This window comes from Mariniblastus fucicola, from assembly GCF_008087665.1.
GTDB lineage: Bacteria > Planctomycetota > Planctomycetia > Pirellulales > Pirellulaceae > Mariniblastus > Mariniblastus fucicola.
Window position 1 is genome coordinate 1801564 of record NZ_CP042912.1, and the last position, 12722, is coordinate 1814285.

At 53.9% G+C, this 12722-nt stretch carries 8 protein-coding genes and 1 tRNA gene; 4 read left to right on the forward strand and 5 right to left on the reverse strand.

Annotation, left to right across the window (positions count from 1 at the left end; translation table 11 throughout):
• Window positions 1–35: 35 nt before the first annotated feature.
• Window positions 36–108 (forward strand) — tRNA-Ala (locus MFFC18_RS06685).
• A 77-nt stretch (window positions 109–185) separates the two neighbouring features.
• Here the strand turns inward: MFFC18_RS06685 and MFFC18_RS06690 are convergent.
• From MFFC18_RS06690 to MFFC18_RS06705, 4 genes are all read right to left on the reverse strand, one after another.
• On the reverse strand, window positions 186–560 hold the full coding sequence (locus MFFC18_RS06690; protein ID WP_075083170.1) for a PleD family two-component system response regulator: 375 nt from the start codon (window positions 558–560) through the stop codon (window positions 186–188).
• 245 nt (window positions 561–805) lie between these two features.
• Complete coding sequence (locus tag MFFC18_RS06695) at window positions 806–3070, reverse strand: YXWGXW repeat-containing protein (RefSeq protein WP_075083171.1); 2265 nt, start codon at window positions 3068–3070, stop codon at window positions 806–808.
• Between the two features lie 115 nt (window positions 3071–3185).
• Window positions 3186–4151, reverse strand: coding sequence for an ABC transporter permease subunit (locus MFFC18_RS06700; protein WP_075083172.1), 966 nt, complete (start codon window positions 4149–4151; stop codon window positions 3186–3188).
• Window positions 4148–5041, reverse strand: a complete 894-nt coding sequence (locus tag MFFC18_RS06705) for an ABC transporter ATP-binding protein (protein ID WP_244949107.1) — start codon at window positions 5039–5041, stop codon at window positions 4148–4150. Before MFFC18_RS06705 ends, MFFC18_RS06700 begins: the two co-directional genes overlap by 4 nt.
• Window positions 5042–5191: 150 nt before the next feature.
• Here MFFC18_RS06705 and MFFC18_RS06710 point away from each other — a divergent pair, with 150 nt between their 5' ends.
• Both MFFC18_RS06710 and MFFC18_RS06715 read left to right on the forward strand, forming a co-directional pair.
• Complete coding sequence (locus tag MFFC18_RS06710) at window positions 5192–5947, forward strand: sugar phosphate isomerase/epimerase family protein (protein ID WP_075083174.1); 756 nt, start codon at window positions 5192–5194, stop codon at window positions 5945–5947.
• Between the two features lie 66 nt (window positions 5948–6013).
• Window positions 6014–7009 (forward strand): endonuclease/exonuclease/phosphatase family protein, encoded by a 996-nt coding sequence (locus MFFC18_RS06715; RefSeq protein WP_075083175.1) that lies wholly within the window; start codon window positions 6014–6016, stop codon window positions 7007–7009.
• Here MFFC18_RS06715 and MFFC18_RS06720 read toward each other — a convergent pair.
• Window positions 7006–10062 (reverse strand): lysyl oxidase family protein, encoded by a 3057-nt coding sequence (locus tag MFFC18_RS06720; RefSeq protein WP_084416919.1) that lies wholly within the window; start codon window positions 10060–10062, stop codon window positions 7006–7008. The two genes, MFFC18_RS06715 and MFFC18_RS06720, sit on opposite strands and share 4 nt — an antisense overlap.
• Window positions 10063–10309: 247 nt before the next feature.
• Here MFFC18_RS06720 and MFFC18_RS06725 point away from each other — a divergent pair, with 247 nt between their 5' ends.
• The gene (locus MFFC18_RS06725) at window positions 10310–12556 is read left to right on the forward strand and encodes a DUF642 domain-containing protein (protein ID WP_075083177.1); all 2247 of its coding nucleotides are present in this window, start codon (window positions 10310–10312) and stop codon (window positions 12554–12556) included.
• Window positions 12557–12722 lie beyond the last annotated feature (166 nt).

A 12722-nucleotide genomic window follows, 5' to 3' on the forward strand; every position in this document is an offset into this window, starting at 1 on the left:
CTGTCGGGATTGATACCTTTTTCCGAATCGAAACTGGGGCTGTAGCTCAGCTGGGAGAGCGTTTGGCTGGCAGCCAAAAGGTCAGGGGTTCGAGCCCCCTCAGCTCCACTTTCAAAGCATTCGGATTCTTGTCCGGATGCTTTTTTTGTGCCCAAGCAATTCTGCCAGGAATGCGCGGCTTCGGTTCAGCTCGACGAAAGCGCGTCTTTCACGACCGCGACCACCGAATCGGAAGTCAGTGCTGACTTGCCGAACCCCTGGACGGCGCCTTCTTCCATCGCAGCTTTCTGATGATCGTCGAAATTCGTGATCAGCATCGCCGGGATACTTTCAAACTTTGGATTCGATTTGATCTTTCGGAATACATCCATACCTTCGCTGTGGTCGACGTCCAGCAATCGATTGATCATGATCAGATCAACTTCGTTTTCCTCCAGCGTTGTCAACGCGTCATCGGCTCCGTGTGCGCGTAAAACATTGGCGTCGAAGTTGGACTTTAGCATTGTCGTGATAAAGAAGTGATCCGCGTTGCAGTTTCCAATATCCAGTACAGTTGTCATCTGTCGTAAGTTCCTATGGTTATTCCTGCGCGAGCCTCGTGAACCGTCTACGCTGGTTGCGGATTCACAGCATGCGGCGTCGCAGCCACTTTCGGTGATGAATGAGGGTTTTCTTGAAGTTGAGATTTCAAGGGTTTGACGCACGAGCCTAAGAATCATTACTCGTACAACTGTATTGTAGCGACATTTTTCTCGAAGCGGAAAATCGTCCGACCTGTCAAACGTTCTTGATGGCTTGGCAAACGCTATTTCTTTTTGGACGACCGGTTTCTGAGCCGACTGGACCTGCTTTCCTGAGGTGGCTTTGGCTTATTCTGCTTCGCTTTTCGAGCGGCATCCTGCTGAGACTTTTGCTGAGCCCGACGAGCTGCGTCGCGTTGCGATTGCTGTTGTCGAGCACGTTGAGCGGCTTGCTGCCTGGAGCGCTCCTGTTGCGCACGTCTCGCCTGATCTTGCTGCGACTTTCGAGCGGCATCCTGCTGGGCACGTCGCGCTTTCGCTTGCTGGGCGCGGCGGGCGCTTTCTTGCTGAGCTCTTCGCGCCTGTTCCTGTTGAGCACGTTTTGCCTGTTGCTGTTGTTGTGCTTTGCGGGCCGAATCTTGCTGAGCCTTTCGAGCCGCCTGTTCACGCTGTTGGACCGACGGGATGTTTTGCATCCGCATCTTCCCGCTGGTGTTCCGTGTGGTGTTACGCGAATTTTGTTGCTGGGCTCTGCGAAGGCTTTCCTGTTGCTTCCTGCGCAGCTGTTCCTGTTGAGCCCGCTTGGCTTGGTCCTGTTGAGCCCGTCGCGATTGTTCTTGCTGAGCCCGTCGGGTTTGTTCTTGCTGAGCTTTACGGGCGGAGTCCTGTTGGTTCCGCCGCGTTCGCTCCTGCAGGGAGCGTCGAGCCTGTTCCTGGAGACGTCGCGCCTGCTCCTGCTGAGCCGTTTTCTTTCCTGGAGAGGGTCGCGTTACCGTTTGCGTCGTACGCGTCTTTCCTCGACTTTGGGTGTGACGTTCGGGTTGCGAATTGCGACGCTGTGCATTCGACTTCGGTTGACGCGTCTGTCCTTTCGCCTTGCTCAATCGATCCTGTTCACGTTCTCTCGTCGACGGAATATTCTGGAGCCGAATCTTGCCGTTGGAATGCTTCGCGACTCGATGCTTCTGCGAAGCATGTTCTTGACGCTTACGTTCACGTTGCAACTCGGCACGCTGTTCCATCTTGCGACGATTGTTGCGCAGTTCCTCTTCCGCGACTTTGCGATGTTTCTTTACGCTGTTCTTTTTTGGGCCATTCTGGTTGTTCGTGACCGATTGCTTTCGGCGTTGTTCGTCATACTTTCGCAGATCCTTGTAAGTTCGAACGTAGCTTGATTTGTGAAGGTAGTCCTTGCCATGTCCCCGGCTCCCATGTCGATGTTCAATGTTTCTCGCATGTTTGTGCTGAGCCTTGTAAGTCGGACGGGGCCGGTAATCGCGGTTTTTGATATAGAAGTTGTGTTGTCGAGCAAGATACTGAACGACGTTGTAACGGCTATCAAACGATGATCGGCGACAACGGTAGTAGGTCAACAACGGATCGTAATTACGATAGTGACTGTTGTGCGAAACCCAGGGACGGTAGCTGACGTTGTTGAAGCTCGATCCGTACCAGTCTCCGTAAAAGTAGTGGCCGCAGCGGGGGCGAACGAACATGTGAGTCAAAAAGTCAATGTTCAGATTGATCGCGTACGACGGACGGTAGCTATAGTTCGCAGTTCGGTAAATTGGCTGAGTGAAATGGACGGGCGCAAAGCAGGTGCCGCGGTTTTCAAACTCATAATCCCAGTAGCCGGACTGATAGACGCAACCGTTGGGAGTCCAGACATAACGCGCCGGAACCCAGATCCAGTTTTCGATAACGGGCTGCCAATGTCCGGCCAACCAGCGATAGTTGTTGTTCTGAAATTGCCAGTTGCCTGGAACGTAGAAATATTCTTCGCTTGGCGCAACCGTTGACGGTCCCTGATCTATCGAAGCCGGCGGCGCTGGCAAGTAGCCAAGTTCCTGCTGGGTTTCTTCAGTCCAAAATCCTGACACCCAACGATATCCGGAACCTTCCGAGTCCCAGTAGCCCGGCATCCAACGTCGCGTCGGCGGCACGTCGCGCCAGATTCCGCTGATCCAAATGAAATCGGACTGCGAATCATCCCAAGCCCAGTATCCAGAAATCCACTGTACGTTGTTTCCTTCTGGCTTGTACTCCGGCGGAACTTCGTCGATCAACTCTGGCGGAGCTTTGAAAACCAGATCGGAGGATTGCGGGTCTTGCTGATGAGCCGACGCGAACGCTTCGTGAAGCGGCCCTCGAGTCAAAATGCTCAGATCTTCGGGAACTTCAGGAACCTCCGGGATCGCTGGCGGAACCTCTCCCCATGAATTCGTTCCAATGAGATTTCCCGGTTCTTGCGCAAAAGCAGCGCTGACGAGCAAAACGGAAACCGTCAAAACTGTCGCGATATTGGGACAAAGTGTCGTCATTTTGATCATGGTAAAATCTCGGTGGAGCTCGTTAAAAGCGGGAAACGTTGAATTTCACCCGAATTCATGGGTGTCGTCGTTCAGCGATTTACTAATAGGGCAACGAGCATGCCAAAGGCGATAATCAGATCGGCGCGGGCAAGTCACGCGTTTTGAAAATGCGGCTGCCAAAGTAGTAGAGGGCAACTCCGAGAGCAATCAAAAGCAGATTGTTCAGAAGCGGCGCTGGCATGAATTGTCCTTGCGAACCGAACTTGAAAAACGTGAAGCAATCCCACACGTTCTTTTGAGCCGTCTCAATTGAGTTAGCCGGTCCGTAGTATCCGAACACCGAAATGAAACGGATCCACGACCAGGACTCTGATGCCATGGCCAACACTTTCATGCCGCCTTGCAGAAAATAAAATCCGGCAACGATCCCCAGAGTCCGCCAACGAAATCGATCCATCGACGAACACCACGCCGAAAATCCGCCCAGAAAGAAGCATAGAGAAAACAGGTTCACGACGCCTGGAAGAAACATCATCGGGTTTACGTGGCTCGACATCTCGACCGTATTCGTCACCGGTTCGGCGAACGTCAGCGGAATTTGAGTCACGCCAAAGTTCAGTTCCAGATAGGTCGTTTCTTCGACGCTGGTCGTCCAGATTCCGATCGCCATGAACAGCCACGTGACGGCGACCAGTCCAACCATTCCCATGAAAGTCCACAGCGCGTGCGTCCACCAGATTTTCATGCGACTGACGGGCTGAGCCAACAGCATCTCCATCGTGCCACGGCCAAGTTCACCGCTGACGACATCCGAACCGCGGACGATGCACCAGCTACAAATCAACATCAGCAGCATCGGTTCATCCAGCGTCAGCGCAGTTCGGCCAAGATAAGAAACCAGCCAGTCGAAATCGACCGACGAAAATTTCCGCCAGTCCTGCGGCAATAAATCCACGATCTGTTTGAATTGCGACGTGTCGAACTCGCCGACGACATGGACGCGGACCCAACAAAAGATGGCGATACCGATCGCGATCGACAGCCACAACAGCCACGATTCCGCAAAGTACTTTCGGCGTAGTGCCTGGTTCACATTCATGCCGTCGCCTCAGCTTTCCGGTCGGAGGCAACTGTCTTCGCGCTGTGTATTCGGTCGTAAACGCTACGCAAACCGACTGGCTCGACGGTCACGTTTCGCAGCGGCATCTCCGCCAGCCATTTGAGAACCGGAGAAAGCTCGCCTTTGGTTTCAATCATCACCCGATCTTCGTTCTGCACGATCGTGGGACGTTCCTCGGAGTCCAACTTGTGAACATGGTCTGCGACCCGAATGGCTGTCGTCGCGCGAACGCGATGCTGCCACGAAAGATCCTCCATCGACTGCTCGAACGCCAGCTTTCCCGATTTCAGAATCGCGACGTGATCGCAAACGTCTTCAATTTCGGAAAGCACGTGTGACGAAAAGATCACCGTCTGGCCTCGCGATTTTGCTTCCTTGATCAGTTCCAAAACCTGGCCCCGAACGGTTGGGTCAAGGTTGGCAGTCGGTTCGTCGAGGATCAGCAGCGGAGCTTCGACGGACAGGCAGATTGCCAACGCCAGCTTTTGCCGCATCCCTGTCGACATGAGTCCAACCCAGCGGTTGAGGTCCAGTTCCAGGCGATCGGCGACATCAAACGCGTCCTTCCACGAGCCACCTTCGCGAAGCCCGGCGAACATCTTCAGCAGACTTCTGGCTCGCATCGTGCGATACATCCGGGCGTCGCCTGGCAAATATGACAGTTTCGTGTGAACGGAGACTCGGTCCAGATAGCAATCCAGTCCGTCGACCGTCGCGGTCCCGGAACTCGGTTTCAGAAAGCCCAGCAGGCAACGAATTAGCGTCGATTTGCCGGCACCGTTAGGCCCCAGCAAGCCGAAGACTTCGCCGTCGTCGATTCGCAAGCTGACCTGGTCGAGCGCCAGAAAGTCGCGATACCGCTTGCTCAATTCATTGGTAATAACGGGCAAGTCGGAATGCTCCTGCTGGTGTTGTAAAACTTTGACATTGTCTCTATCTTCACAGCTTGGCGATGGCCTGACCCGGCTTTCGCCAGTGTATTTTTACGCCAAAATGATTTGCGCAAAAGGAGTCTGCGTGTGTTTGTTGCCGCAACTACGCAATGCTACCCCGACATGCCGCTTTCCGAGACAATCGAAAAGCTGGCCCACCTCGAATTCTCACACATTGAACTGGGAGTTTACGAGAGCGGTAACCATCTGAAGCCGTCGGATATCAAGAATAATTTCGATCAGGCACTCAAGACGTGTCTCAACACGCATCGCCTGGTCGTGACCGGCCTGGATCTGCAGATTGAGGATCCGGGAGAAGAGTATTACGTCACGTTCACGAAGTGCTGCGAGTTGGCCAAGGCCGCGAAGATTGTTTCGCTGACCGTCCGTGCCAGCGAACACGGCACACCGTTCAACGAGGAAGTCGAACGTTACAAACGACTGGTCAAAATCGCTGATGTGCACGGTGTCCGTGTCGGAATGCGAACCGAAGTCGGACGGCTGTCGGCTGATGTGGATACGGTTTCCGTCATCTGCGGGCATGTCAAAGGCATGGGCTTGGCGATGGATCCAAGTCATTATCACTTTGGCAATCCGGAACCACCGAATTACGAAAAGCTGATGCCGTACGTGCACAATGTCTACTTGCGGGACTCAACGCCGGAGCAGCTTCAGGTGCGCGTTGGACAGGGAATCATCGACTACGGTCGGCTGATTAATTTGCTTCGCAAAGAAGGTTTTCGCAGGACTCTGTGCGTTGATATTCAGCCTCAAGTCGACGTTGATCACGACGGCGAACTCCGGAAGCTCAGGCTGTTGCTTGAAAGCCTGGTGCTGATTTAGCCAAGCCTGACGTTTGTTTGGCGGACCACGTCGAAACGCACGTTGCAATCGTACGGACAAACCGCGATGAATGAGTCAGCTACGGTATCTGCATCTCAGGCGAACGTTCGCGTTGGCTGGGAGCGGACTCGTTGGCTGATTCGAGCCGGCATGTGGAGCTTGCTGCTGGCCTACCTGTTTTCGTTTTTCGGACAGCGTTTTTTTGTTGCTGAGTTGCTGGCCAACTTTCGTACCCAGTTTTTGGTACTGCTTGTCGTCGCAGTTCAGCTGACGAAATTTTCCAGGACATCGTGGCTGCTGCTCATCTGTCTTCTGCTCGCGACCGCGTGGGCGGGATGGGAGACGGGCAGGATCTACTTGCCTGCGAGTCAACCGCCGGCCGGGAAAACGTCGCTACGGTTGATGTCGTTCAATGTTCTTGCAACCAATACTGAGTTCCAAGCTGCGATCGAAGAAGTTCGCAAGCATGATCCGGATGTTGTGGCTGTTTTGGAGTACGCCAACAACTGGCATGTTGCCTTCGACCACCTAAACGAAACGTACCCGTACCAGCATCGCGATCCGAGATGGCATGGCTACGGGATCGCAATCTTCAGCAAGCTTCCGCTGGAAAACACTGAGTCTGTTCCGTTGACTGAGGAAGAGATCGACAATCCTGCGGCGATTGCGAAGTTTAAATTCGGCGGGCAAACTCTGCGATTGGTGGCCGTCCATGTCATGTCACCTATCAATCGCTATCGACTGGATCTTCGAAATCGGCAGTTCGAGCAAATCGCGACTCTCGTTAACGACGAAAGCACTCCGACCATCCTGTGTGGTGATATGAATTGCAGCCCGTCGTCAAGGTTTTTGTCAGGCCTGATCGACGAGACGGCGCTTCGCGATAGCCGCCAAGGCTTCGGTGTTCAGCCTTCGTGGCCGGACTTTGCATTCGGATTCGGAATCCCGATCGATCACGTTTTGGTCTCAGAATCGGTGCACGTCCACGATCGCTTCCTCGGTGAATTCGGAGGAAGCGATCATTGCCCCGTGATCGTGGACGTTTCCGTCGAACAACCCTAGCCACGAATTGGCGAAAGCTCACGTTTGACTTTGACATCGAACGCGTCGAGTTCGGTATCGCTGCCAAAGGCGTTATCGATCGAATCAAAGTCCTGACGGTCAGTACGCTTGATCAAATCAGCACTCGAATCGAAGTCGGTTCGATCGCCGGCCAATTTGATCGCACCCGAAAGATCAGCGACGACGGTTGTATTGTCGATCTTTCGCGAGTTGTTGACGTTTTGAACTTTGATTGGAACGATCTGTCCAGCACGAGAAAACGAAACGAGTTCGGTTTTGGAATCCACGGCCTTGGACTTCACTGGCGTGAAATCGTCGGCGGCAAAGGGATTGTCAGCAATGATCCGTTTGGTCAACGGTGGAGTCGACTGTGGAACTTCCGCGTAGAAAGCACCGACGCCGAACACGAAATATCCGATCCATTCCGAGCCGTGATCGGTTTCGGAGTCCGCAGACGTTTCTTCTTGCAGAACCGAATTGAGGTTTCTTGACTTGGTGAATGCCGTCCGTGTTGTGACGGTGTCGCTGTTATTGAACGTTTGGATGCTGGCAAGAACGTTCTTTCGGCCAAGATATGTGTTCAGAAGTTCAATTTCTCGAACGCCAGAGCTGACTTTTGCGGTCCCAACTTCGAAATTCGTGTGTTCCGTCGAACCCGTTCCAAGCTCGATCGCCAACCACTGTCCGGTGTGACTCACACTGCTGCCTTCATTGGTTGACTCTTGCAACTGTGAACGCCAGTCGAATCCAGATTCGCTAATTCCGTCGAACCGGGTAGTGACGGCCTCGCCGTCGTTGAGAAGTTGTCCCAATACAATTGGCGTAGTGTCAAAGGTGTTCCCAAACTCCACGTTGTTCCATGCACCGTTCGAAATTGAGCTCTGCCCGGCGGCAATCACCGTGCCGTCGCGAAGCGTATGCGTTCCTTCCTCGACAACAAAGTAGCTGACGGATTCGCTTGTATGCTGTCCGTCGCCCAGTGTGTTGATTCTGATTTGGAAGCCACCATTGCTGAAGTCATCCACGATATCAACGGTGACAGGTGCGGAGGATCTCGTCGATGTTACGCTTGCCATAACAACCGGGCTCTCGAAGTTGCCTCCAAGTGGGACCCATTGCCAATCCGGCGTCGCTTCGATGATGCCGGAATTGGCCACCATGTCAGGGACGTCGATCGTCAAATCGTAAGTGTTGGTGTTTCCATTGGCCCCCAAAACTTCGATGAAGTAAAGTTCGCCTGCCACGACATCGACACGCAGCGTTTCGTTGTCATTCTCCTTGTCCGCCCGACCAATCTCCTGCTGGTCGGAATCGTAAACAATGAAGTCCACATTTCCGTCAGCGATTGCGTAAGTAAGGTCAATTTGGGCATGCGTTGAGTCTTGTGCTGTAAAGCGGAAGAAGTCAACGTCCGCATCGTCGTGAATGGAAAGATCAGCATGTGAGTAATAGCCGATCGTGCCAAGGTCCGTGGCTTGCGGGAAAGCGTCATTTTGCTCCAACACGTCGCCCGGGTTGTTGTCGATTCCGGTGAACATCAAACCCCATTCGCGAAGCGTTCCGGTGTCGGCCGAGTACCAGTCTGTGATCTCGACCGTCCAGGTTCCCAGTGCGTTTTCGCCATTGAAAGCCGAAAGCGGATTCGAAATATCGCCAAAGTTCACATTGAACGAACCGGTGTAGGGAGCGTCCGCGTCAGAAATGTTGGTCGGTGCTTGATCATCAAGCGTCGTGTTCGTGAAGTTGTCTCCGCCGCCGAGCGGTCCTTCGCCGCTTCCCTCGTAGTCGGAGCGGATGATATGAGCCCGTGTTCCTGCTGGCGAAATCAATGCAATGCTAAGGTCCGCCATCCACGTATGGTCCAGATCCTGAAACAGCAAGTTCAAATCCGTCAGCGTAATGTCAGGACCTTCGATGGTGCTGGTGATCGTATCGCCAGCCTGCCCTGCCCCTTCACCGTCAGGGATGTTTACAGGAATATCCGTGCTTGGAATCGTCGTTGTGATCAAATCTCCCGGGCCGGACATCTCAAGGCCGTATCCATTGGTCGCTCCGTCGACGCCCAGAACTTGAAGGAAGTAAGCTTGGCCTGGCAGAACGTCGAATTCCAGGATCTCCAGATCGGTTAAGCTTTCAGCGCTGGTGACCAAATCGAGGTTGCTGTCGTAGACGAATGCATCCAGGTTTCCAAGCTGATGGCTGAAATCGAGTTGAACTGAAAACTCGCCAGCTTCGGCTGCCGCAAACTGGTAATAATCCACGTCCTGATCGGTGTGAATCGACAGTCCTTCTTCGCTTCGCTGGCTGACGATTCCCATGTTGTAGCCTGCCGTGAACGAGTTGTTAGGCTCAAGTCGGTCGCCGTTGGCTCCGGGGCCGCCTTCGATCGTAACCGTGATGATCGTTGTGTTGTTGGTCTCGTCGGACTCCAAAAGTTTGTCTTCTGGATCGGTCACGACTTCAAGGTAATAGTCACCGTCATCGATTCCGGAAATGTTGATCCACTGATCGCTTAGTCCGCTGCCATAGACATCTGACCAGCCCGCGGAGACGCCCTGAGTCGTGCCGCAACTGCCGTAGTTTGAAGCTCCGGCATCATCGTCGTATCGAGTGATGTCGATCAGGCAAAAGCTGATCTTTCCGCCCGTCGCCAAAATGTCACCGACTTCGCCAGCAGGTCCGATCTCGCGCAAGTTGTAGATCGCATAACCATCGAAGTGAATGTGGCCGTGGCCTTCGTGATACGTAAACTCCCCAGCCAGACGATCGCGAAACCCACCTTCGTCATCATAGATCCGCTGAAAGACTTCCTGGTTGCCGTTGTCAGTGGGCTCGCCGCCGAAGACTTCCAGGTGCCCCGCGCCCTGGTTGGCAAACGCAGTCGAAAATCGGAGCAGCTCTCCTTCGACGTAGTAATCGTGCAAGTAGCCCCGTTCTTCGCTCTCCCACGCGAACACGTCCGGTAGAACATCGTTGGCCAACATGTTGCGCCGCTCAAGCTTTCCAAAGTCAAATTGGCTCTTCTTAACACGGGTGTTCTTACGAGTAGGCATTTCGAGGTCCTGTAAGTTGGAAGTCAGAGGACGGAAGGCGTGCACGTGATGTCAATCACGCTTCCATTTGGGGACGCCCATCTTACCACGTGTCGGTTGTAACGGTTATATGTCCTGGCAATAACGGCAGCCCAAGTTTCCCGTCTTGGGCGTCTGAAACCTCAAATAATCTGGTATTCAGATGGTTCCAACATAAAATGTAGGGATACGGCAAACTGGAACACAAAAGCAGCACTCTGGAAATTTTATGAAACGACGTCGTCGCGCGAAGAACGGTCACGACTATTCAGTCCTCGAGCCACGCCAGCTACTGGCGACAACAGGTTTGCCGCAGTTCGATGGAGACGCATCCATCGACACCGGTTTGATCGTCAATGCAGACTTCGATCAAAACGAAGTCGCAGACGCGACGGCTGAACGCGTTTTGATTTCCGACGTTCCGGGCTGGAGCCAAACCGCCGGAGCAAGCGACACGATTAGCCTGGTGGGGTTCAATGACTCTCCGCGCGGAACCGGATTCCATCTGGACGCACAAGCCGATGTGCTCGAGTCCATTTCCCAGGATGTCGCTGTCGTTGAAGATCAGCTTTACACGTTGGCATTCGATCTGCTTGGCCGTCCCGTTGGCGACACTGCGGACGCAAGCACCAACGACGTTCGGATTTTGTGGGACGGCGAGCAAGTCGGTATCTTTTCGGGGATCACTGACTTTTGGCAAACGTTTACCGTGACCGTACGCGGCACCGATGCGGAAACGTCCCGCTTGGAGATTCAGGAAGTCGACGGTGTTGGCAATGATGGTGTCGGCGCGATGTTGGACAACCTGCGACTTGTTCCGGTTTCCAATCAGGCCGTTGAAAATGGAAGCTTTGAAGACAACGAGTCTGGCACCGTCAGTCAGGACGACGTTCCCGGTTGGAGTGTCTCAGCCGACGAAGACGAACGCCTGGCTGATATTCAAACCGGAACTGCGAGCGACGGGTCCCAGTTCGTTAACCTTGATCGCCAATCAGATAACTCAGACATTCTCTTCACAGACATCACGACCGAAAACGGCGGGATATACTTTGTTTCCTTCGACCTGCGATCCGAAAGCGGCGTCGTCGGCGAAGACGAAGAAGTTCGCGTCCGCTGGAACGACGAATGGGTTGGGACCTATCGTGGCAACTCCGACTGGCAAAGCTTCGGCTTTACGGTGCGAGCCGACTCCGATTTGACGCGACTGGTCTTCCGCGAGCCCGGTGGTGAGTTCACAGGTGATGGAGATGGTCCGCTGCTGGACAACGTCACGATCACAAAAGTCGTTCCGTCTCTTTCAGTTTCGGTAGGTGATACGACTGAGTTTGAGTTCACTGAGAACGACGGACAGCTGGAACTTGGTTCGGGAATTACGGCGATCAATTCGACGGTTAGCGATGCCATCACAGGATTCACGGTTTCGCTTCCTGCGTCGGCTGATTCCGCAACGGAAATCCTTCGCGTCGATGGCTTGGACTCATTTGTCGAATCGGAAGACGGAACGCTGACTTTCGAAGCAGATCTGAACTCGGACGAGTTCCTGACCGTGCTGCAGACGTTGACTTACGAAAATACATCGGACAATCCTGTTGCTGGCACTCGCTCGATCGCAATTCAGGTCAGCTCAGGAAGCGTCACGTCGCCGAGCGCGAACTTGACTGTCAACGTCACGCCCGTAAACGACGTACCGGTCATCACCGACATCGCTGATGGCATGGCTTCCGTCGATCAACTGTTCAATGTCCAGGCAACGGCGACTGATGCAGAAGACGAGACCATCACCTGGAGCGTTACTGCGGCTGGTAGTGCGATTCTCGACGGTGATGTTGAGCCAACGATCGATTCAGGCGGAACGATCAGCTGGACTCCAGCCCGGGAAGGTGCGGCTGTGTTTACTGTCCGAGCCACCGATGCGACGGGCGATTTTAGTGAAACGCAGTTCTCTGTGACCGCTACGGAGCAGACTTTTCTGGACACGGGAAATGTAATCGTGAACTCCGGAACGGACTTGCCACTGTTTGATTCGACCGCAGCGACGGATGATGCGATCGGAGAAACTCTGGCCGATTTTGAGGCTCAAACGATCACCGGCGAAGCCTTCAACAGCATCGAGCCTGGCGTGGGTCGAATTTACGCAGTGCTTGCGCACTGGTGTCCGTTCTGCAACGATGAACTTCCGGAAATCGTTGAATGGCTTGGCGACACTGATCTTGGTGACGACGTCGAATTTGTCGCGGCTGCGGTTTCCGTGGATCCGGATGACGAAACCTATCCACCGTCCCAATGGTTTAGTGATGCTGGATACGATGGGACGATCATCGTCGACAATACGCAAGCAAAACTGATGGACCTTCTTGGCACGGACCGGTTCCCATTCCTTGTTGGCGTCGATAGCAGCGGCGAAGTCGTTTATCGATCCCAGGGACTGTCAACGCAAGCACAGTTCGATGCGGCACTTGCTGCGGTTCGATCCTAGCGTTCACAAATTCTGCCGCTGGTAACTTTGAAGAAATAAGTTGCGGGCTTCGGAGCCGCCTGAAGGGTGGCTTCGTGTGTGAATCTTCATCACAATTCTGCAAGCGTGGGCTTGCGGAATTCGGCAACGTGTGCGCGAACGCGCGACTCTGAAACTTCGGGTGGGC